Here is a 20,715-nt window from a genome sequence, read left to right as displayed (position 1 = left end):
TCAAGGCTAGTCGCGGATGTCGGAGAGCGAGGCGGTCGCGTGGCGGCCGATGGCAAACGCGACCTTCGAGATTGGCTGAAGTCTCCCCTCGCTTCGTCATCCTAGGGCGCAGCAGGAGCGAAGCGACGTCGCGGAGACCCTAGGATCCATGCCGTTACCTCTAGGCGGTGCTACGCTGAACAGCACTTCACCCGGCCTTTTTGGCGCCACCCGCCCCTACCCGCCTCACCGATACTCGAAGATCGACCTGAAAATCCCGGGCGCTATCACCGATAGCGGATTGACCTCCAGGTTCGGCTTGTTGGCGTTGCCCTTGAGCCTGTAGGTGACGCCGATCAGGCCGCGGTCGCGGCCGTTGCCGAGCAGTGCGCCGATCAGCGGCAGTTCGCCGAAGATGCGGTTTACGCCGTAGGCCGGCATGAACGTGCCGGTCATGTCCATATTGTTGTTCTGGTCGTAGAGCGTGCCCTGGAAGGTGGTGCCGATGCGCGAGCCGCGCAGCACGCCGTTGCGCAGCTTCAGATAGCCGCTGCCCTTGTCGATCTCGCTGAAACCGCGCTCGAACTTCACCCTCGACGTGTCGAGATTGCCTTTGACCGCCTCGTTGAGGCTGCGGTTGTCGCCGGCCGGCGTCGTCGACACGATCGAGGCGAGCTTCGGCTCGTTGACGATAAAGAAGTTCTTGGCGTCGACCTGGCCTTTCATCGGACCGTCGCCGGCCCCGGTGAGCGCCAGCGTGATCGAGCCGCCTTCCATATGCTCGTAGATATTGAGGAAGCGCAGTATGGCGCCGGCGTCGGCCGACTTCATGTTGAGCGTGCGCAGGCCGCCGCCGGCCGTGTTGCTGATGGTGATGGCGGCTCCCGAACTTGCCGTGGCGCTCACCTTGAGCCCGTTCACCCGGGACCCTGCGGCGCTGTAGTCGAGCTTCAGATTCGACAGCACCTCGTCGTGGAAGCCGGTCAGGGAGCTGACGTCGGCGCTGACCGAGATCGCATCGACGCCGGTGGTCTTGGTGGCGGTGTCGACATCGGACGTGAATTGCTTGATCAGCGAGCGTGCGTCCAGCGCGCTGCCGCTGACCTCGACAGCATAGGCCTTGCCCGACCGCTTCACCGAGACGGCGACGTCGTCGCCCCTGTTCAAGGTGACCTTGCTGAACCGGGCCGAGGACAAGGCGCCCTTGACCAGCACCGCGCTGCCGTCGATGGAAAAGGTCTTGCCGTCGAGTTCGAAATTGGAGAGCGTCGTGGTGTCGCCGGTCTTCGCCATGGCGAAGACGACCTTGGCGGGAATGCCAGGCCCCTTGCTCCAGCCGGCCCAGGGGATGTCCAGCCTGGCATTGGTCAGGTCGGCCGACACGTTCTGGTTGCCGGTGCCACTCTTGTCGATCGCCACCTTGATGGTTCCGGAAAGCAGCGTCGACAGGCCAGGCATGGCGGTGGCGCGCGTCTTGTCGTCGAGCACCAGCGCCACTTTACGACTGCGCGGCGGGCCGCCATCCCTGAGCGGCTCGATCAGGTCGAGCTCGGCCGGAATGCCGTTGAGCAGCGCCTTCGCCGAGATCACCGCCCGGTCGGGCGCGACCGTGATCGAGCCGTCGGCATGGCTGACCGTCTGGCCCTCGAACGGCTTGCCCAGCGACAGGTCCTTGTAGTCGAGCGCCACCAGCCAATCGAGTTTGGAAGAGTCGACACCGGACTGCAGCGGAATATCGGCCTTGACGTGGCCGGTCACCGTGCCGGACAGGTCGTCCGGCAGCAGGCCGACATGGCGCATGGCGTTGATCGGGTCAAACGATGCCAGCTCGGCGATTGCCGGCGCCTCGCCGGCGACGTCGATGTCGAGCGCGCCGATCACCGGCGGATGGTTCGCCGCCTTGACGGTGAGCGTGCCGTTGCTCGCCGCCACCGTGCGGCCGCTCGGCATATAGACGCTGCCCGACGACAGCGCGACGTCGACGTCATTGCCGTGGAAGCCGACGACGCCGACGGCATCGCGGATCGGCGGAATGCGGCCGGCCGTGTCGAAGCGCGATCCTTCGACCTGGAATCGGCCGAACACTTCATCGGCGGAAAGCGGCACGCCGTTGCCGAGCCGTCCGGGCACGACCTGGAACTGCAGGCTGCCATCGACGACGCGGCCGCCGAACAGGTTCTTAAGCACCCACAGCCTGGCATTGCGCGCCGAAAACCAAGGCCATAATTGCTTGACGTGCGAGACCGGCATGTCGTGGACATTGAGCGCCACCGATATGCCCGGCGCCTGGTTGGCGACGAATGAAACCGAAGCCGTGCCCAGCACTTCGCTGCCCGGTCCGGACCGGACGCCGATCTGCTCGGCGACCAGCTTTTGGCTCGTCGGCTGGTAGACGCCGGCAATACGGGCAATGAAGCTGAGCGCCGGCTCCGGCGAATCCGAAGGCGCCAGGGTCGAACCGTCGCTGGTCAGGTCGTAACGATAGGATGGCTCCTCGCCCGCTGCGCCGGTAGCGGGCTTCGGGCCGATCGAACCGGCGAAATCGAAGGTCGAGCGGCCGGTTTTCACCAGCAAGCTGTCGACCTGGATCTTGTTCGACCCGGCGACGAGCGTCGCATCGAGATCGATGTCGGCCGGAAGCAGGCCGCGCGAACCGAGATCGAGCACCGACCCGGTCAGTGACAGGGCAGCGGTCAGCCGCGAACCGTTGTCGCCGGTCCCTTCCGACCCCGCCAGCTTCAAGGCGATCGTGCCCAATTTGCCGCCTGCTGCCGCAGCTTCGGCATCCGCCGCCTGGATGCTGGCGTCCAGCGTGGTGATGCGTCGCGTCGCCGGATCGCGGGTGGCGGAAGCGGCGATGGTAAGTCCCCTGCCGTCGACATCCGCATCGGATGAAAACTCCATGCTTCCCGGTCCCGTCTGCGACACGGAGGCCTCGGCGATGGTGACCGACTTGACCGATCCGGTCTCGGGCAGTGCCAGCTCGACGTTGCGCAGATCGATCTGGCGCACCGAATCCTCGCGCACCGCATCGAGCGCGCGGTTGACGTTGGCGAAGACGGCGGCGGAAAGTTTTTCCGGATCGATGAGGCCGTCCTGGTTGCGCAGCCCGGCCGTCCAGTCGCCGCCGGACGGCATCGCGGCCATGACGATGTGCGCGTCGGAAATCCGGGCGCTGGTCAGCCGTACCTCGCCCGAAAGCAGCGGGATCAGCCGGATGCCGAAGCGGACCCGGCCGGCATCGGCCATCGGTTTGCCGTCGGCGGTCTTGAGGCTGACGTCGCTGACCTGCAGCGCAATGAAGCTCGACCCGTCAAGCGTCAGCCGGGCTGGCCCGACGGCAACGTCGACATCGAAGCCGGCCAATCTCTCGATTGCCGTTTCGGCTTCCGCGCGAAGCCGCTCCGAGCCGAAGCCGGACACGCCGATCGCGTAGACGCCGGCGGCAGCCAGCAGCACAAGGGCGACAAGGCCGGCAAACAGCCGCGCCATCAAACGGACGCCGCGACCGATCGACGCCTGGCCGAGCGGCGGGACGCGGCACGCGGACGGAAAGGTTCCCAGGTCGGTGATCTCGTCACGCCTGAACCTGATCTTCTCGTGCTGCGGTAGCTCCTGATCCACGCAATCTTCCGTTGAAACGAATTCGATCGTGGACGAATCCCCGCTCGACATTATATCGGTGCAGCCTGGCGCGTAACCTCAAACAAGGGCATCGGTATGGCTGACCTCGACGTGGGCGATGTTGCGCCGCAGTTCGATCTTCCGCGCGACGGCGGCGGTTCACTCAGCCTCGCCGTATTGCTGGGAAAACCCATCGTACTCTATTTCTACCCACAGGACGACACCACAAGCTGCACCAACGAGGCGATCGGCTTTTCGCAGTTGAAGCCGGAGTTCGAAAAGGCCGGCGCTGTCGTCATCGGGCTCTCGCCGGACAGCGTCAAGAAACACGACAAATTCAAGGCGAAATACGATCTGAGCGTCAACCTTGTCGCCGACGAAGAGCGCAAAGTGATCGAGGCTTACCATTTGTGGGTGGAAAAGAAGCTCTACGGCCGCACCTATATGGGCGTCGAGCGGGCGACGTTCCTGATAGGCCGGGACGGACGCATCGCCAGGATCTGGCGCAACGTCCGCGTCAAGGGGCACGCCGAAGAGGTGCTGGAGGCGGTTCACGCCCTTTGAGAGCTGCGCCAGGCCGCTGCAATTCGATGCCCGTTTTGCGCGAAGACCTTTGGTTGTCGTTCGATCCGGCAAAACTTTGTTAACCCTAATAATGTGTAATCAGGCTCGTCGTTGGTGTCGTAACGAAAGCTTGGTCCCGTGAACGTAGCCAGTCAGTCAGCGGTCTTCGGCAGACGCAAAGAGCCCCACACGGTCATCATCGCCCGGGGCGACCAGATAAGGCATTTCACCATACGCCCGTGGCTTGCGGCATTTTGCGGCTCGGCGCTGGCGGCGATCGTCATCGGCTACCTGCTGGCGACCTCCTATCTGGTGCTGCGCGACGATCTGATCGGCGCCACGACGGCGCGGCAGGCGCGCATGCAGCAGGCCTACGAAGACCGCATCTCGGCACTGCGCAGCCAGGTCGACCGCATCACCAGCCGCCAGCTACTCGATCAGCAGCTGATGGAAACCAAGGTCAGCGAGCTGCTGGAACGGCAGAGCCAGCTCAGCCTGCGTCACGGCCGTCTCGGCCCGATCCTCGAACGAGCCGAAAACGAGATCGCAACGCCGCCCGTGCCGGCGGCAAAGCCGGACGAACATGCCGACGCGACCGGCAGCATCCAGCCGACGGCGTATACTGTCGCCAGCCTTGCCGCCCCCCTTGCCAGCAACGACACCAGGCCGTTCTCGCTGTGGTCGACCCGCGCCGATCCGCTGCCGAGCGAAAGCGCGGCCGACCGGGCAGACAAGCTCTTCGTTTCGATCAACAATTCGCTGAAGGCCATCGAGAGCCAGCAGCTCACCCGCATCGCCACACTGGCCGACAATGCCTACAAGAGCGCCGACGCGATCTCGCAGGCACTCGAGGCCGCCGGCCTGCCGGTCGACAGCGAATTCGAAAAGAGCGACGTCGGCGGCCCGCTGATACCACTCGACAGCTCGTTGGCCTTCGATAGCAAAGTCAAAGAGTTGGACGAAGCGCTTGACGCGCTGGATCATCTTAAAAAGGAAGCGCGCCGGCTGCCGCTCGCCAACCCCGCCCCCGGCCGCAGCGTCACCAGCCCATTCGGCGTGCGCACCGACCCCATCCTCGGCACGGCCGCCTTGCATTCCGGCATGGATTTCAGGGCGCCGGTCGGTATGCCAGCCAAGGTCACGGCAGCCGGCTTGGTCGTCAAGGCCGGCTGGAACGGCGGCTACGGCCGCATGATCGAGGTCGACCACGGCAACGGTTTTGTGACGCGTTACGGGCATCTCAGCGAAATCGACGTCGCCGTCGGCCAGAAGCTCGATGCCGGAGACGTCATCGGCAAGACCGGCAACAGCGGCCGCTCGACCGGCCCGCATCTGCACTACGAGGTCCGCCACAATGGCGAGGCGATCGATCCGCTGCGGTTTCTGACGGTCGGCAAGAAAGTCGAGCGGTATCTGTAGAGCCGGGCTGCTCCCATCAATTGACCGGCATCGGCTGGCGCAGCCACACCAAGGCGGCCTCGCCTAAGTATCCTCGGGCGATCGCCCTCCGCTCTCTTCTCCCAGCAAACATTTCGCCTCCAGCCCTTGAGGGCTTGTGCCTCACAGCGTTGACTTCGACGCAGTTGTAGGATGATATGTGTAAGCCTATCCCTTGGCCCAACAGGCTTGTAATGTCCGTTCATGGTATCCCGCCTGAAATTCTGAACGCCCTGGAGGGCGCCGTCGGACAAAGCGGCGTGGCCGCCGACGCTGGCGGCATGGCGAAATACCTCTTGGACTGGTCCGCGGATAATCGCGGCGGAGCCCTTGCGGTGCTGAAGCCTGCTTCCGTCAGCGAAGTCCAGGCTGTGGTGCGACTCTGCGGTACGCTCGGGCTCGGAATCATCCCGCAGGGCGGGAACACAGGGCTGGTGGCGGGCGCAATCGACATCGACAGCCGTGGCGCGGTGGTCGTCAGCCTGGAGCGGTTGAACGGCATCCGTCTCGTCGACGCCGACAATTTCATCCTGCAGGCCGACGCCGGCTGCATCCTGCAGCACATCAAGGATGCGGCAGAGGCACAGGATTGCCTGTTTCCGCTGGCGCTCGGCGCGCAGGGAAGCTGCCAGATCGGCGGCAATGCGGCCAGCAATGCCGGCGGCACCAACGTGCTGCGCTATGGCATGGCGCGCGATCTCATCCTCGGCCTCGAAGTCGTCCTGCCCGACGGCGAATTGTGGAGCGGCTTTTCCGGCCTGCGCAAGGACAATCGCGGTTACGACCTGAAGCAACTCTTCATCGGCAGCGAAGGAACTCTCGGCATCATCACCGGAGTCGTGCTCAAGCTGTTTCCGAAACCGGCCCGGGTCGAGACCGCCTATCTCGGTCTCGCCTCGTTCGAAGCGGCAATCACCTTGTTCCGGCAGGCTCGCCGGGCCTCATCCGATCTGATTTCTGCCTTCGAGATCATTGGTTCGGAGTGCATCGACCTCGCGCGCTTGATCGATGCCGATATCGTTTCGCCGGTCGAAGCTCCCGTCCACGTGCTGATGGAACTCTCCGCAAGTGCTGCGGTCGATCTGCGCTCCATGCTGGTCGATTTCCTGGCCGGAGCGATGGAGAGCGGTCTGGTTGCCGACGCCGTTCTTGCTGAAAGCATCGCGCAAGCCAGGGCGTTCTGGGCCATTCGCGAGGGCTTGGTCGAGGGCCAGGCAAGACGCGGCTACCATGTGCGCACCGACCTTGCGGTCAGGATATCGGACATCCCTGCCCTCATCGGTCAGGCCCGCCAATTCGTGGCGCTGGAACATCCCGGTTGGCTGCCGCAGGCCTATGGCCATGCCGGCGACGGCAACATCCATTTCAACGTCCTGCCACCGCCTGGGCTAGCCGAGGGTGAAGCTCGTGCCCAGGGCGCGGAGATCACCGCCGGGCTCTACCAGATCGTCGGCGCGCTTGGCGGCTCGATCAGCGCCGAGCACGGTATCGGCCGCACCCGTCATCGCACTTTCTGGGCCGGCCTGGCGCCTGCCCATCGCCGGCTCATCACGGCCCTCAAAACAACGATGGACCCTCAGGGATCAATGAATCCCGGCTGCCTTCTGCCATCGACGGAGACCTTTCCATGAAGCAAAGACTGGCCGCTATCGGCACGGTGGAGGCGCTGCCGCATCGCGTTGCCGCGTTCCTCAGCCGCGAGATCGAATCCGGCGAGCTCAATCCGGGCACGCGGCTGCCGACCGAGCAGCAGCTCTCGGAAAAATTCGGCGTCAGTCGCAATGTGGTGCGCGAGGCGATCGCTCAACTCAGGGCCGATGGCATGATCGAAGCCCGGCAAGGCGTCGGTGCCTTCGTGCTGGCGCCGGAGCAGCGCGCGTCGATCCGCATCGATGGCGAGGCGCTGAAAGCGACCGGGAATATGGAACGGCTGTTCGAGCTGCGTTGCATACTGGAAGCCGAGTCAGCCGCGCTCGCCGCCGAACGGCGCGGGCAGGAGCACCTCGACGCAATCAAGGCGGCGCTAGACCGGATGAGCGGCGAGGAGCGCTGGGAAGAAGGCAGCATCGACGCCGACCTTTTGTTTCATCGCGAGATCGCGCGGGCGACCGGCAACAATTACATCCACACCTTTATTTCCTTCGTTTGCGAGCAGATCCGCCGCTCGATCCACTACGCGCGCCTCACCAATCCGCTGCACGACCTGGTCGAAGTCAATGTCGGGGAGCATGTGCGCATCTACGAGGCGCTGGTCGCGGGCGACCCCACGGCCGCCGAGGCGGCGATGCGCGCCCACATCGTCGGCGCCGCCGACCGCGTCGGCGTCAAGCTGCCGGCATCGCGCGCCGCGCACAGCACAGGGAAGTAGCCATGCCGCTCGGAGGCGCCTATGCGATTTCGGACGTCTGCCTGCTCGTCGAAAACATCGAGCGGACGGTTGAATTCTATGTCGAGAAACTCGGCTTTCGCCTGCGGCGCCGCGCCGAGGGCTTTGCCGACTTCCATGGCGAGGGCGTCACGCTGGCGGCATGGGAGATCGATCACATCAACCGGCACACCGGCGTCTCGAAGTTGAGGTCGCCGCGCCACGCACACAAGGTCTGCGTGGCGGTCAGGCTAGAGGCGCCCGGCCAGATCGACCGGCTCCATGACGAACTGGCAGCCAAGGGCGTGCCCTTCTACGGCCCGCCGGAGGATTATGTCTGGAACGCGCGCTGCGCTTATTTCACCGATCCAGACGACACGCTTTGGGAATTATACGCCTGGCTCGACGGCGGCCCCGGCGACTATCACGACGAACAGCCGTAGACGACGCCGCGCCACGGGAACGGCGCGCAATGAAGAGACGAGAACGTCTTGCAACAGGAGCGAAAAATGAGTGGGAACAGAGACTACGACATGAACCGCCGCAGCTTCGTGAAAGCCGGCTTCGCCGCCGTCGCGGCAGTTTCGACCGGAACGCAGCTCGTGCTGACGCCCGGCGCCAGGGCTGCCGGAAAGATCGTCGTCCAGTATGACTGGCTGATGTCCAACGGACAGATCGGCGACATCGCGGCCGTCGCCAACGGCTATTTCAAGGACGTAGGTCTCGAGGTGGAATTCAGCCCGGGCGGTCCCAATGCGGCGACGGTGCCGCCGGTGATTTCGGGGGCCGCGCAACTCGGCCAGTTTTCCGAAACACCCCAGCTCTACGCGGCGCGTGCCAGCGGCGTGCCGGTGAAGATCATCGCCTGCGGTTTCCGCACCGGTCCCTATGCCTTCACCTCGAAGCCTGCCAAGCCGATCCGCGGCGTGGCCGATCTCAAGGGAAAGAAGATCGGCATCCAGCCGACGGCGCGCTTCGTCATCGATGAGATCCTGGCCAAGAACGGCATTGATCCGTCCGAGGTCACCGTCGTCAATGTCGGCTTCGACAAGGCGCCGCTGGTGCGCGGCGACGTCGACGCGATTGGCGGATGGATCACCAACACCCAGGCGCTGAGCGTCGTCGGCGACGACAGGATCGATCTTCTGGTGCGCGATCTCGGGCTGAACTCCTATGCCGACGTCTATTTCGCTACCGACACCGCGATCGAACAGCATGCGGAAACGCTGGCGAAATTCATCGGCGCCGTCGCCAAGGGCTGGGGCTGGGTACACGCCAATCCACAGGAAGCCGTCAAGAAAATGGTCGCGGCCTATCCGGAAATGGACTTCGGCTGGGAGCAGAAGACGATCGATCTGGTGCTGAAACTTTCCTTCGACGGTGCAACCGCCAAGGACGGATGGGGAACCTTCGACCCCGCCTCGATCGAGGAGCAGCTGGCGCTGCTGGACAAGGTCGGCCAATACCCGAACGGCCGGCCCGCAGCAGCCGACGTCTACACCACCAAGGTACTCGAATTGTCGGCCGCTGACCGACCCAAGCTCGACGCGCCCGCCGCTTGATGGCGAACGCGATCGAGGCCCGCAGGCTGGATGTCGGCTATGGCGGCCGGCAGCCGATGGTGAAAGTGCTCTCCGCTCTCGACCTGTCGGTCGAGGCCGGCTCCTTCCTGTCGATCCTTGGACCTTCGGGATGCGGCAAGTCGACCCTGCTCCGTGTGGTCGCGGACCTGCTCGATCCGCTCGGCGGCTCGATCAGCGTGCTTGGCGACACACCGCATGCTGTCCGTTCGCGGCGCGATGTCGGTTTCGTCTTCCAGGACTCGACCCTGCTGCCCTGGCGCACCGTGCGCGACAACGTCCGCCTGCCGCTCGATGTCGGACAAGGCCGGCTTACCCGGACAATAGACGATCGAACCGACGAGCTGCTTGATCTGATGGGGCTTGCCGGGTTCGGTGAGCGTCTGCCGCACCAATTGTCCGGCGGCCAGCGCCAGCGCGTGGCGATCGCTCGGGCGCTGCTCGGGCAACCCAGGCTGCTTTTGATGGACGAGCCTTTCGGCGCGCTGGACGAGATCACCCGCGACCGCCTCAACGATGAGCTTCTGTCCTTGTGGCGGCGCACCGGCGCGACCATCCTTTTCGTTACCCATTCGATCGCCGAAGCCGCCTATCTCGGAGAACGGGTCATCGTTCTCGCCACCAATCCGGGCCGCCTGGCCAGGGACCTCGATATCCGGCCGTTCAAGCAGGAGGGCAACCGCTGTTCGCGCGAGGATCCGGCGATCGTTGCCGCGATGGCCGAACTGCGCGGCGCGCTGGAGCAGGCCTCATGAGGCAGGCGCCCTTGCCATCGGCGCTGGCCGTCGCCCTGCCCGTTTTTGGCGCGGCCTCGATTCTGCTCGCCTGGCAGTTTCTGCTGCCATGGCTCGGCGTGCCGACCTATATCGTGCCGACGCCGACGGCCATATCAGGCGTATTCCGGAAGAGTCTTGCTTTGCTGCTCAGCAATCTCTGGCCGACGCTGATCGAGGCGCTGGCGGGATTTGTCATCGGCAACCTTGCCGGTGTGCTGCTGGCGGTGCTGTTCGTGCATAGCCGCATCCTGCAGGCCGCCTATTTTCCGATCGTGCTGTTCTTCAACACCATTCCCATCCTGGCGCTGTCCCCGATCATCATCCTGATCTTCGGGCTCGGCATGACGCCGAAGATCGTGATTGCGGCGGTGATCTGCTTCTTCCCGACGCTGGTCAACATGATCCGCGGGCTGAACTCGGCCAGCGACAACGAGCACGAACTGTTCCGGGTGCTATCGGCCACGCGCTGGGAGATCTTGTGGAGCCTGCGCCTGCCAAGAGCTTGCCGATGCTGTTCTCCTCGTTACGAATCGCTTCGGCCACGGCCGTGATCGGCGCCATCGTCGGCGAGTGGATCGGGTCGGATAAGGGCCTCGGCGCGCTCATCATCCAGGCGACCTTCAACTATCAATCAGACCGGCTCTATGCGGCGATCGTGCTGTCGTCGTCGTTGTCGATCGCGATCTTCGCAATCGTGGTTCTGCTGGAGCGCCGTGCCATCCGCTATTGACCATGCCTCTGAGCGGCCATCCGCCAGCTTCGCTCTGCACGGGCTGTCAATTTTATTTTTGAATTCCATTTGACTGAATAAATCTTCAGTGCCAGTCTAGCCTCTCTCGGGGGCACAAGGCATGGCATTGCGCGGGACCAATCAGGAGTTCGGGCGGCCGTATAACCGGCGGATCGTGCTCGAATCCATCCGCCTTCACGGACCGATCGCCCGCGGCGACATTGCCAGGCGGGTCGGGCTCACCGTGCAGACCGTGTCTACCATCGTTCGCGAGCTGGAAGAGCACGGTTACGTGTTGTCGCTGCGCGAAGAGCCCAAGGGGCGCGGCCTGCCACCGGCAACGCTGCGCATCAATCCGGAAGGCGGCTATGCCGTCGGCATCCACGTCACCCCGCTGGGCATCAATGCCGCCCTGATCAACCTAAGCGGCGATGTTATCGAGAGCACCTACCGCGAAGCCCCAAATGCAACGCCCGACCACGCTTTCGAGCTGATCGGCGCCATGGTGCTCGAATTGACGGCATTGCGGCCCGGTGGCCGCGTTCTCGGCATTGGCATGGCGCTGCCCGGACCGTTCGGCGTGGAGTCCATGAGCTTTGTCGGGCCGACCACCATGACCGGCTGGAAGGATGTGGCGCTGCGCGAGCGGCTGGCCGCCTCGACCGGACTGCCGGCCTTTTTCGAAACCGATATGGCGGCGGCTGCTATCGGCGAGCGCCTCTACGGCCTCGGAACGGCATATTCCGAGTATTACTATCTTTATTTCGGCGTCGGTCTCGGCGGCGTCATGGTGCATGACGGGGCGGCATTGCGCGGCGCCTGGGGAAACGCCGGTGAAATCGGCCACATTCCCGCGGTGCCGGGCGGCGAGCCCTGCCCCTGCGGCAATCGCGGCTGCCTCGAACGGTATCTCTCGCTCGAGGCGCTGCGGCGCCGCAACATCGCCGACGCCGAGTGGGTGAGCGAGATTGCGCCGATCTTCCGCAACGCCGTCACCATCATCGAAAACCTGTTCGATCCCGAAACCATCATCCTCGGCGGGCTTGCCTCCACCGACCTGCTCGAAAGGCTTGCCGGCGCGGCCGCGCACCTGCCCAATTCGGTCTCGGCGCGAAGCGACCGCGCGACGCCCCGCGTCAGCGTCGCGCGCGGCGGCCAGCATGCGGTGTTGCGCGGCGCCGCCGCGCTTGCCGTCTCAGGAGTGCTGTCGCCACGCTTCGGCCAGATCTTCACCGCCGAACGCGAACGCGGGCGGGATCTCTTGCATAACAAGGGGATCGCGGCATGAGCGAACCGCTGCTGGTGCTCGATAACGTAGCCAAGAATTACGGCGCCATCGAAGCGCTGAAAGGCATCAGCTTTTCGATCGGCAAGGGCGAAGTGGTGGCGCTTCTGGGTGACAACGGCGCCGGCAAATCGACGCTGGTCAAGATCATTGCCGGCGGCCTGGAGCCGACCTCCGGCCGCATGCTGTTCGAAGGCAAGGAATTCCTCGCCAAATCCCCCGCCGAGGCCAAGGCCGCGGGGATCGAGACGGTCTACCAGGACCTGTCCCTCTGCACCAATGTCGACGTGGTCGCCAATTTCTTCATGGGCCGCGAGATCACCAGGAAGGTTCTCGGCATTCCAGTGCTCGACGAGCGCGCCATGGAGCAGGTGGTACAAAAGGCACTGGCCAGCGCCGGCACCCGCATTCCCTCGCTTCGCACCAATGTCGAGCATCTTTCCGGCGGCCAGCGGCAGGCCATCGAGCTCAACCGATTCGTGCATTTTGGCGGCAAGCTGGTGCTTCTCGACGAGCCGTTCGCGGCACTCGGCGTCGAGCAGACGCGGCGCGGCCTCGACATGATCCGCCAGGTGGCGAGCCAGGGCATCGGCGTCGTCATCATCACCCATATCATGCAACAGGCCTTCCAGGTCGCCGACCGGATCGTGGTGATCCGGCAAGGCGTCGTGGCGGGCGACGTCGCACGCAACAAAACAAGTCCCGACGCGGTGATCAAAATGATCACCGGAGAGACGCTCGCCGGTGCCGGACCGGCAAGCTGAGGGACATATGAGGGGTCCGGCGCAAGAGGAGCGAACGACATGAAGAAAATACTTCTTTCCGTCTTCGGTATCCTGGCACTGGCCTTTGCCACGCTCACGCCGGCATTCGCCCAGTCCAAGGGCACCGTCTACTACATGGTGCCGACATTGCTCGATGAGTTCCAGACCGGCTCGGTGAGCGCGCTGGAATTGTTCCTGAAGCAGGTCGGCTACGAGATGAAGACGCTGAACGCCGACAACAAGACCGACGCTCAGCAATCGCAGATGAACGACGTCATCGCGCTGAAGCCGTCGGCGATCATCCTAGCCGCCGTCGATTTCAATGCGCTGAAACCGTCGATCGAGGCCGCCCGTGCCGCCGGCATCCCGGTCGTCGAGTTCGACCGCCAGATCACCTCGACCCCGTCCGACTTTACCTCGGTGGCCGGAACCGTCGAGATCGGCTACGTCGCCGCCGATCAGGCGCAAAAGCTCCTGACCGCGAAAAACGGCTCGGTGAAGGGCAAGATCCTGCAGGTGCTCGGCGATCCGGGCGACCCCTACACGCTCGATATCCAGAAGGGTTTCGAGGAGAAGATGAAGGCGTTCCCGGACGTCAAGATCATCTCGCTGCCGGCCATGCAATGGGAGGCCAGCAACGCCGGCACCATCGTTGCCGACCAGATGCTCGCCAATCCCGACATCGACCTGATCTTCAGCCATGCCGCGCATCTTTCGGTCGCTGCCGTCGCCTCGCTCGAGGCTGCCGGCAAAAAACCGGGCGACGTCATGCTGATGAGTTCGAACGGCGCTCCGGTCGGCCTCGACCTGATCCGCAAGGGCTGGCTCAACGTCGAAGTCGAGCAGCCGCTCTACGCCCAGGCCGCGGCCGTCGCCATGTTCATGGACAAGGTGGTCAACAAGCAGGAGATCAAGCCCGGCGAATACGACGTGCTCGGCCTGAAGTCGACCGTGACCAAGGAAGCCTGGGGGCCAAACATCAAGATCCCCGGCGCTGCGATCACCAAGGAAAATGTCGATAACCCGGCCTTCTGGGGCAACATGAAGCCGCCGACCGAAACCATAAAGCCGGTCGAATAGCAACTCGCCAAACGCTCCGGGCCACAGGCCCGGAGCCTTAGCCCTGCAGCTGTGCGCGTTAGAACGGACGCGCACGGGAATGCTGCAGTAATTTTCAACCGCGCCTGATCTTTCCGAAGAACCGAGTGGTTTTTTGGGCTGACGCGCCAACCGGATCCGCAGATGAACCCCCGCACGCGCCAAACCCTCGAGTTCATCCTCGACAATCTCGTCTGGTTCATGCTGGTCTTCGTGCTGGTGGTCTTTTCCATCCTCATCCCCAACTATTTTCAGCTCGGCATCTTCGCCAACATTATCGAGGCCTCGAGCGTGCTCGGCGTCATGTCGATCGGCCTGGCGCTGGTCATCATCGCCGGCCATATGGACCTGTCGGTCGAATCGGTGGCGGCGCTCAGCGCCATGGCGGTCGGCATCCTGTTCTGCTCGTCGGGCATCGGCCTTGGCATCCAGTTGCAGCCGCAATGGCTGATGGTTCCCGTTTCGCTGCTCATCGCGCTTGCCGTCGGCGGCCTCATCGGCGCCATCAACGGCTACCTGGTGGTCAAGGTGAAGATGAGCGCCTTCATCATCACGCTGGCCTCCTACATCTGGGTGCGCGGCCTCGTGCTGGTCATCTCCGGCGGCCGCTCGGCGCAGGACCTTGCGCCGGCAATCCGCTGGTTCGGCATCCAGCGTCTGGGCGGCCTGCCGCTGACTGCCTGGATCGCCATTGCGTGCTTCGTGGTGTTCTCGCTGATCATGGCCAAGACGCCCTTCGGCAGGCACCTGGTCATGATCGGCGGCAACGAGACGGCGACCTTTCGCGCCGGCATCCGCGTCAACCGCAACCTGGTCATAGCCTTCGTTCTCGCCGGCGCCATCGCCGGCCTTGCCGGCTGGCTGCTGGCGATCCGCACCTCCGGCGCGACAGCTAATCTCGGGGTCGGCCTGTTGTTCAATGCCTTCGCCGCGGTCGTCATCGGCGGCGTCAGCCTGAAGGGCGGCGTCGGCACCTTGCCCGGCGTCTATGCCGGCGTGCTGCTGCTTTCGGCCATCAATACGGCGATCAATTTGATGGGTCTGCCGGCCAACTTCACCCAGGTGATCCATGGCCTGCTCGTCCTCGCCGCGGTGCTGCTCGACGCCTTCAAGCAAACCATCCGCCAGAGGCTGGCATGACCGGCCGTCTGGAAGACAAAGTCGCGCTGATCGTCGGCAGCGCACGTGGCATCGGCAAGGGCATCGCACAGCGTTTTGCCGAAGAGGGCGCGAAGCTTGTGCTCGCCGACACCGAGGCCGAGGCCGGGCAAGCGACTGCGGACGAGCTCGGTGCCGCCTTCATACGCACCGACATCTCGCAGATGGCCGATGCGCAAGCCGCCGTGGCGCTGGCCCTCGACCGTCACGGCCGACTCGACATCATGGTGCAAAATGCCGGCATCTATCCCTGGCAATTGCTGGAAAACACCAGTCCCGACGACTGGGACCGGGTCATGGCGGTAAACTTGCGCGGCAGCTTCATCGCTGCTCGCGCCGCACTGGTGCCAATGAAGGCACAGCATTTTGGCCGCATGCTGTTCACCTCCTCAATCACCGGCCCGCATGTCACCAGCCCCGGCCACGGCCATTATTCAGCGACCAAGGCCGGCATCAATGGGCTGATCCGTTCGGCTGCGCTCGAATTCTCGGGCTACGGCATTACAGTCAACGGCGTCGAGCCCGGCAACATCCTCACTGAAGGCATAGAGCAGAACCGCGGTGCTGCCTTCATCAAGAACATGGAAGACGCCATCCCGCTCGGCCGTCTCGGCAGCCCGCGCGACGTGGCCAACGCCTTCCTGTTCCTGGCCTCTGACGACGCCAGCTACATCACCGGCACGACCATCATCGTCGACGGCGGGCAGCTTTTGCCCGAGGGCAAGGATTTCCGGCTGCTGCCGCCATGATCCTCGATTTCGGCGGCGGTTTCTTCCTGCGCCGGGCGACCACCGCCGATCATGCAGCGCTTGCGATGATCTGTCTCGAGACCGGCGATGCCGGCAAGGACGCCAGCGGCCGCGAGGACGACCCGGAACTGCTCGGCCTCCTCTACACCATTCCCTACCAGGTGCTCGAACCCGAGCTGGCCTTCATTATCGATAGTCCCGCAGGTGCGGCCGGCTACCTGCTTGGCGCGGCCGATACGGGCGCTTTCAATGCCAGCCTGGCATCAGACTGGTATCCCGACCTTCAGCGGCGCGTGGCAGACCCGGGACCCGACAGCTCGCGCTGGCGCGGCAGCGACTGGGCGCGGCATCGGGTCCATCATCCCGATTTCGCTGTTCCGCCTGCGCTGACCGCCTATCCGTCGCATGGCCATATCGACCTGTTGCCGCAAGCGCGCGGGAAAGGCATCGGCAGGCGCGCGATGGCCTTCCTCGAGCAGGGGCTTGCCGCGAGCGGCTCGACCGGCATCCACCTCGAAGTCATGCCGGAGAACGATGGTGCGCTAAGGTTCTACAAGGCGATTGGATTTGAGGTGGTGCAGGACGCTGATTCATCGAAGCGTTGTGTTTATGTGGCGAAACGGATTGCTCACGCTCCGGCGATTGCAGGCTGATCTGCGACAAGCCAATCGCACAAGTTGCAAAGAACCGGGAGGCCTATGGAAGTACAATGCCGCCGTTCTGCAGCAGCCAGTTGCCCCGCGTGAACACCTTTGCCGCGGGAACGAAACCTTCGTCGCGTGCTCCACCGCAGACACGAAAGTCACCAGCATCAACACGGTGCGGGGCTAATCCGAGTGTTGGCGGAGCGTCTACTAGTTCAGTACGGGCGGCAAGGGAACATCCGCGACCGTTCCCCCGGCCACAATCGAGAGCACATAAAGCAGATAAATGGCTAATACCAACAGGGCGAGGAATGAACCGCTGGCAAAGACTCCTGCAACCGCGGCGTCGGGATAAGCTTCGACTTGTTCTTTCTTGAAGGTGTCTTCTTCGTTACGGGTTGTCTTCACAACCCGTTCGCCTGGAAGCCGGTTTTTTTCAGCTTCCTTCGATATCTTATCCGCGAGATCTCCTGCGATCACGGGATCGTCCGGAAGATGACTCGCAAGCCATCCAGGAATATTTTCGCTCCCGCCCATGCCCATACGCAATTGAGATACTGCAAGTTGTAGCTTTCGGCAATCGTTTCCCTCATGAGAGGCAAGCAGATCAGACTTAAGTCCCTGCGGAAAGACAGTTTGAATCAGACCAAAGTCCGAGTAGCACAGCGGTCGGATGCGTCTCACCTGGGCGATCAGCTTGAGCGGTGTAGCCCAAACTGAACACATCGAGGAAAATGGTGGGCGATGACGGGCTCGAACCGCCGACATCTTCGGTGTAAACGAAGCGCTCTACCAACTGAGCTAATCGCCCGCCCCGGGCCGGACCTTTAAGCAGTTAGGACCGGCTTCGCAAGGCCAAATGAGCGGCGAGTGGCTTGGCCGGGAGCCGGTTTCGGCAACAAAGTTCGGCTTGTCAAAAAACCTTCTCCTGTTTGCTGTTATGCTGTCCGGGTCCGCTTGACACCCGGTGGCTTACCCCTTATCCACCGCCCCAACGACGAACACGGCTGACACGTGCTCGTCCATGCGCGGGTGTAGCTCAGTTGGTTAGAGTGCCGGCCTGTCACGCCGGAGGTCGCGGGTTCGAGCCCCGTCACTCGCGCCATTTCTCCTTCGGGCCACGGCCCCTGGTGTCGGAGAAATGTCGACGTTGATTTGTCAAAAACCATCTTCGTTCATGATGTAATCCATACGGTCTCACCCCTCGGCGAGCAGCGCCTCGACCTCCTGCAGCGTCGGCATGGACGGCGCGGTGCCTGGGCGCGTCACCGAGATGCCTGCGACGGCGCAGGCGAAGCGCACCGCTTCCAGAGGTTCGATCCCCCTCGACAGCGCCGCAGCCAGGCCGCCGTTGAAGGCGTCGCCAGCGCCTGTGGTCTCGACCACCGGGCCGGCGGCGACCGCTGCGACATGCTCGGAACGATCGGCCGTGTGCAGCAGCGCACCGTTTTCGCCAAGCGTCACGATGACCGCCCCAACGCCCTTCTCAAGCAGGCTGTCGGCGGCACGGCGGGCATCGTCGATGGAGGATACCTTGATGCCGGTCAGTTCCTCGGCCTCAGTCTCGTTCGGCGTGACATAGTCGCAAAGCGTGTAGATACGGTCCGGAAGCTTGGCCGCGGGCGCCGGGTTGAGGATGGTGGTCACCCCTGCCCCGCGCGCGATCTCCAGCGCCCGCAGCGCCGCCTCGATCGGCTGTTCTAGCTGGGTGACGAAAACGCCGGCCGCGCGGATCAGGCCGGCATTTGCCTCGATATCGGCGGGCGAGATCAGCATGGCCGCACCAGGACTGACGATGATCGCGTTGTTGCCGCTCGTCTCCTCGATGAAGATATAGGCGGCACCGGTGTAGCTTTCCGGCGTGTCGATGACGGCGCTCTTCACGCCGGCCTGCGACCAGGTCTGTCTCGCCATATCGGCAAAGGGGTCGACCCCGAGGCGGGTAAGGAAGGTGACATCGGCGCCGAGCCGGCCGGCTGCCACCGCCTGGTTCGAGCCCTTGCCGCCGGGGCCGAGCGTGAAGGACGTGCCCAGGATCGTCTCGCCCATGCGCGGCTGGCGGGCGGCGCGGTAGGCCGTATCGGCGACGAAGACGCCCAATATGACAACCGGCTTCATGACGATCGGTTTCGCCGGCATGCCGCTACTCCGCATCCGGTGGCACGACGCCCTTGCGGAACGCAAAACAGCCATAGAAGCGGCGCTCGCCGGTCTGGATGACGCAATAGGCCTTCTTGGCCCGTTCGTAGAAGGCGTAGCGCTCGACCGAGATCATCGGCCAGGCCTTGCCCTCGGCGGCATCGATCTCTTTTTGCACTTCCTGCTGCACGGCGGGAATGTCGTCCGGCTTGCCGACGATCTCCATGCGCGCGGCCGCGTCGTCGACGAAGGTGTCCAGCGGATAGAGCGACAGTACCGCCTTGACCACATCGGCCGCCGACGCATCGATGCGCAGCAGCCGGCCAAGCACGGTCTGGCGCGCCACCGAATCGGACGGGAAATTGGTATCGGCGATAATCAGATCGTCACCGTGGCCCATCGCCCGCAGCGCCTGCAGCACATCGGCATTGAGCAGCGGATTGATTCCTTTGAGCATGGTATTCCTCGCGAAGTTTGCTGGGGCGAAATCAGAGACGCTTGCCGGTCTCTGCGTCGAAGAGATGCACCTGGTCGAGCCGCGGTTTCAGGTGCAGTGTGTCGCCCGGCTTGAAGTCGTGGCGCTCACGGAACAGCGCCACCATCTCGCCCTCGCCGAAGCGCAGGAACACCAAAGTCTCGGAACCGGTCGGCTCGACCACCGAAATCTTCGCCGGAACACCATCGGGATGGATTTCGAGATGCTCGGGCCGCACGCCGTAGACGACATTACGGCCATCCTCGACGGCACTGGTCGCCGCAATCGGGAACGGCGTCCCGGCGATCTCGACGACGGGCTTGTCGCCCTTGCGCACGACGCCCTTGAGCAGGTTCATCGAGGGCGAGCCGATGAAGCCGGCGACAAACAGGTTGGCCGGCCGGTCGAATAATTCCAGCGGCGCGCCGACCTGTTCGATGCGACCGTCGCGCATCACCACGATCTTGTCGGCCATGGTCATGGCCTCGATCTGGTCGTGGGTGACGTAGATGGTGGTGGTCTTCAGCCGCTGGTGCAGTTCCTTGATCTCGGTGCGCATCTGGACACGCAGCTTGGCGTCGAGATTGGAGAGCGGCTCGTCGAAGAGGAACACCTGCGGGTTGCGCACGATGGCGCGGCCCATGGCGACGCGCTGGCGCTGGCCGCCAGAGAGCTGGCGCGGATAGCGCTTGAGGTAGGGATTGAGGTCGAGGATGTCGGCGGCGCGCTTGACCCGCTCAGTGACCACCGCCGGGTCGGTTTTGCGCAGCTTGAGAGCAAAGGCCATGTTCTGCTCGACCGTCTTGTGCGGATAGAGCGCGTAGTTCTGGAACACCATGGCGATGTCGCGCTTGGCCGGCGGCAGATGGTTGACGATGCGCTCGCCGATGGCGATGGTGCCGCCGGAGACCGTTTCCAGCCCGGCCACCATCCTCAGCAGCGTGGACTTGCCACAGCCGGAAGGCCCGACCAGCACCACGAACTGCCCGTCGGCGATGTCGACGCTGACATCGTGCAGAACCTTGACGGTTCCGAACGCCTTGGCCACATTGCGGATCGCGACTTGAGCCATCATTCCCCCTTCAGTTGCCGTGAAGCTAAACAACGCAAACGGCGAGGGCAAGTCAGTCTCTTATAGATAAAAAACCCATTCACGTTGACACCGCACTTCGTTGTGCGAATAGTGACAGTGTCCGGCTTATGACCCTGTTCCGGGCGCACCGGTACGCTTGTCCGGCACTGAATGCCAAGCGTCGCGGGAGGGAGAATTCGGGCCGCTATTTACGGGAGTCGCTGTCGTTGGGGAACATAATCGGCGCTCCACCATCTGAACCAATTCACAATTGAC

The 20,715-nt window shown here is 63.8% G+C and carries 18 protein-coding genes, 2 tRNA genes and 1 pseudogene; 15 read left to right on the top strand and 6 right to left on the bottom strand.

From position 1 onward, the window contains the following. Positions 1 to 225: 225 nt before the first annotated feature. The gene (locus NKJ55_RS07715) at positions 226 to 3,603 is read right to left on the bottom strand and encodes a hypothetical protein (protein ID WP_352449370.1); all 3,378 of its coding nucleotides are present in this window, start codon (positions 3,601 to 3,603) and stop codon (positions 226 to 228) included. Positions 3,604 to 3,699: 96 nt separating this feature from the next. Between NKJ55_RS07715 and NKJ55_RS07710 the strand changes: the two genes are divergently transcribed. The 14 genes and pseudogenes from NKJ55_RS07710 to NKJ55_RS07645 all read left to right on the top strand — a co-directional run bounded on the left by NKJ55_RS07710 (position 3,700) and on the right by NKJ55_RS07645 (position 16,762). Then, positions 3,700 to 4,167 carry a peroxiredoxin gene (locus tag NKJ55_RS07710; protein WP_352449369.1) on the top strand — a complete coding sequence of 156 codons (468 nt, stop codon included), beginning with the start codon at positions 3,700 to 3,702 and terminating at the stop codon, positions 4,165 to 4,167. A gap of 138 nt (positions 4,168 to 4,305) precedes the next feature. Continuing rightward, positions 4,306 to 5,586, top strand: a complete 1,281-nt coding sequence (locus tag NKJ55_RS07705) for a M23 family metallopeptidase (protein ID WP_352449368.1) — start codon at positions 4,306 to 4,308, stop codon at positions 5,584 to 5,586. Positions 5,587 to 5,798: 212 nt separating this feature from the next. Further along, the gene (locus NKJ55_RS07700; RefSeq protein WP_502904465.1) at positions 5,799 to 7,235 is read left to right on the top strand and encodes an FAD-binding oxidoreductase; all 1,437 of its coding nucleotides are present in this window, start codon (positions 5,799 to 5,801) and stop codon (positions 7,233 to 7,235) included. Further along, positions 7,232 to 7,972, top strand: coding sequence for a FadR/GntR family transcriptional regulator (locus NKJ55_RS07695; RefSeq protein ID WP_352449366.1), 741 nt, complete (start codon positions 7,232 to 7,234; stop codon positions 7,970 to 7,972). The genes NKJ55_RS07700 and NKJ55_RS07695 overlap by 4 nt, the downstream gene beginning before the upstream one ends. A gap of 2 nt (positions 7,973 to 7,974) precedes the next feature. Next, positions 7,975 to 8,412 carry a VOC family protein gene (locus NKJ55_RS07690; RefSeq protein ID WP_352449365.1) on the top strand — a complete coding sequence of 146 codons (438 nt, stop codon included), beginning with the start codon at positions 7,975 to 7,977 and terminating at the stop codon, positions 8,410 to 8,412. Between the two features lie 90 nt (positions 8,413 to 8,502). Beyond that, positions 8,503 to 9,531, top strand: a complete 1,029-nt coding sequence (locus NKJ55_RS07685; RefSeq protein ID WP_352449437.1) for an ABC transporter substrate-binding protein — start codon at positions 8,503 to 8,505, stop codon at positions 9,529 to 9,531. Next, positions 9,531 to 10,304: an ABC transporter ATP-binding protein gene (locus NKJ55_RS07680; protein ID WP_352449364.1), complete on the top strand. Its 774-nt coding sequence runs from the start codon at positions 9,531 to 9,533 to the stop codon at positions 10,302 to 10,304. Before NKJ55_RS07685 ends, NKJ55_RS07680 begins: the two co-directional genes overlap by 1 nt. Next, positions 10,301 to 11,055, top strand: a pseudogene (locus NKJ55_RS07675) (ABC transporter permease). The gene NKJ55_RS07680 and the pseudogene NKJ55_RS07675 overlap by 4 nt, the downstream one beginning before the upstream one ends. A 121-nt stretch (positions 11,056 to 11,176) precedes the next feature. Beyond that, entirely contained in the window at positions 11,177 to 12,343 is a 1,167-nt protein-coding gene (locus NKJ55_RS07670; RefSeq protein WP_352449363.1) for an ROK family transcriptional regulator, read from the top strand. Beyond that, on the top strand, positions 12,340 to 13,104 hold the full coding sequence (locus NKJ55_RS07665) for an ATP-binding cassette domain-containing protein (protein WP_352449362.1): 765 nt from the start codon (positions 12,340 to 12,342) through the stop codon (positions 13,102 to 13,104). Before NKJ55_RS07670 ends, NKJ55_RS07665 begins: the two co-directional genes overlap by 4 nt. Positions 13,105 to 13,143: 39 nt before the next feature. Next, positions 13,144 to 14,184: a sugar ABC transporter substrate-binding protein gene (locus NKJ55_RS07660; RefSeq protein WP_352449361.1), complete on the top strand. Its 1,041-nt coding sequence runs from the start codon at positions 13,144 to 13,146 to the stop codon at positions 14,182 to 14,184. A gap of 162 nt (positions 14,185 to 14,346) precedes the next feature. Beyond that, entirely contained in the window at positions 14,347 to 15,342 is a 996-nt protein-coding gene (locus NKJ55_RS07655) for an ABC transporter permease (RefSeq protein WP_352449360.1), read from the top strand. Beyond that, the gene (locus NKJ55_RS07650) at positions 15,339 to 16,109 is read left to right on the top strand and encodes an SDR family oxidoreductase (protein ID WP_352449359.1); all 771 of its coding nucleotides are present in this window, start codon (positions 15,339 to 15,341) and stop codon (positions 16,107 to 16,109) included. Before NKJ55_RS07655 ends, NKJ55_RS07650 begins: the two co-directional genes overlap by 4 nt. Continuing rightward, positions 16,106 to 16,762: a GNAT family N-acetyltransferase gene (locus NKJ55_RS07645; protein ID WP_352449358.1), complete on the top strand. Its 657-nt coding sequence runs from the start codon at positions 16,106 to 16,108 to the stop codon at positions 16,760 to 16,762. Before NKJ55_RS07650 ends, NKJ55_RS07645 begins: the two co-directional genes overlap by 4 nt. Positions 16,763 to 16,963: 201 nt before the next feature. Here NKJ55_RS07645 and NKJ55_RS07640 read toward each other — a convergent pair whose 3' ends face one another. Together NKJ55_RS07640 and NKJ55_RS07635 are read right to left on the bottom strand one after the other, a co-directional pair. Beyond that, positions 16,964 to 17,437 (bottom strand): hypothetical protein, encoded by a 474-nt coding sequence (locus tag NKJ55_RS07640; protein ID WP_352449357.1) that lies wholly within the window; start codon positions 17,435 to 17,437, stop codon positions 16,964 to 16,966. Positions 17,438 to 17,488: 51 nt separating this feature from the next. Next, a tRNA-Val gene (locus NKJ55_RS07635) sits at positions 17,489 to 17,564 on the bottom strand. Positions 17,565 to 17,781: 217 nt separating this feature from the next. Here NKJ55_RS07635 and NKJ55_RS07630 point away from each other — a divergent pair. Beyond that, positions 17,782 to 17,858 (top strand) — tRNA-Asp (locus tag NKJ55_RS07630). A gap of 92 nt (positions 17,859 to 17,950) precedes the next feature. On the opposite strand, the gene rbsK is transcribed toward NKJ55_RS07630, so the two are convergent. The 3 genes from rbsK to NKJ55_RS07615 are packed head-to-tail and all read right to left on the bottom strand — an operon-like array spanning position 17,951 to position 20,439. Then, entirely contained in the window at positions 17,951 to 18,892 is a 942-nt protein-coding gene (gene rbsK / locus NKJ55_RS07625) for a ribokinase (protein WP_352449356.1), read from the bottom strand. A gap of 4 nt (positions 18,893 to 18,896) precedes the next feature. Then, complete coding sequence (locus NKJ55_RS07620) at positions 18,897 to 19,349, bottom strand: RbsD/FucU family protein (protein WP_023674665.1); 453 nt, start codon at positions 19,347 to 19,349, stop codon at positions 18,897 to 18,899. 31 nt (positions 19,350 to 19,380) lie between these two features. Beyond that, positions 19,381 to 20,439, bottom strand: a complete 1,059-nt coding sequence (locus tag NKJ55_RS07615) for an ABC transporter ATP-binding protein (protein WP_352449436.1) — start codon at positions 20,437 to 20,439, stop codon at positions 19,381 to 19,383. Positions 20,440 to 20,715 lie beyond the last annotated feature (276 nt).

Source organism: Mesorhizobium sp. M0106, from assembly GCF_040322715.1.
Taxonomy (GTDB): Bacteria; Pseudomonadota; Alphaproteobacteria; order Rhizobiales; family Rhizobiaceae; genus Mesorhizobium.
Note: the sequence above shows the minus strand (reverse complement) of the source record. Positions and strands in the feature narration are given on the sequence as shown.

Coding starts and splice junctions, on each gene's coding strand:
- NKJ55_RS07680 (WP_352449364.1), top strand. CDS start 9,531: ATGGCGAACGCGATCGAGGCCCGCAGGCTGGATGTCGGCTATGGCGGC.
- NKJ55_RS07650 (WP_352449359.1), top strand. CDS start 15,339: ATGACCGGCCGTCTGGAAGACAAAGTCGCGCTGATCGTCGGCAGCGCA.
- NKJ55_RS07685 (WP_352449437.1), top strand. CDS start 8,503: ATGAACCGCCGCAGCTTCGTGAAAGCCGGCTTCGCCGCCGTCGCGGCA.
- NKJ55_RS07700 (WP_502904465.1), top strand. CDS start 5,799: ATGTCCGTTCATGGTATCCCGCCTGAAATTCTGAACGCCCTGGAGGGC.
- rbsK (WP_352449356.1), bottom strand. CDS start 18,892: ATGCCGGCGAAACCGATCGTCATGAAGCCGGTTGTCATATTGGGCGTC.
- NKJ55_RS07695 (WP_352449366.1), top strand. CDS start 7,232: ATGAAGCAAAGACTGGCCGCTATCGGCACGGTGGAGGCGCTGCCGCAT.
- NKJ55_RS07670 (WP_352449363.1), top strand. CDS start 11,177: ATGGCATTGCGCGGGACCAATCAGGAGTTCGGGCGGCCGTATAACCGG.
- NKJ55_RS07665 (WP_352449362.1), top strand. CDS start 12,340: ATGAGCGAACCGCTGCTGGTGCTCGATAACGTAGCCAAGAATTACGGC.
- NKJ55_RS07615 (WP_352449436.1), bottom strand. CDS start 20,439: ATGGCTCAAGTCGCGATCCGCAATGTGGCCAAGGCGTTCGGAACCGTC.
- NKJ55_RS07645 (WP_352449358.1), top strand. CDS start 16,106: ATGATCCTCGATTTCGGCGGCGGTTTCTTCCTGCGCCGGGCGACCACC.
- NKJ55_RS07710 (WP_352449369.1), top strand. CDS start 3,700: ATGGCTGACCTCGACGTGGGCGATGTTGCGCCGCAGTTCGATCTTCCG.
- NKJ55_RS07655 (WP_352449360.1), top strand. CDS start 14,347: ATGAACCCCCGCACGCGCCAAACCCTCGAGTTCATCCTCGACAATCTC.
- NKJ55_RS07690 (WP_352449365.1), top strand. CDS start 7,975: ATGCCGCTCGGAGGCGCCTATGCGATTTCGGACGTCTGCCTGCTCGTC.
- NKJ55_RS07660 (WP_352449361.1), top strand. CDS start 13,144: ATGAAGAAAATACTTCTTTCCGTCTTCGGTATCCTGGCACTGGCCTTT.
- NKJ55_RS07620 (WP_023674665.1), bottom strand. CDS start 19,349: ATGCTCAAAGGAATCAATCCGCTGCTCAATGCCGATGTGCTGCAGGCG.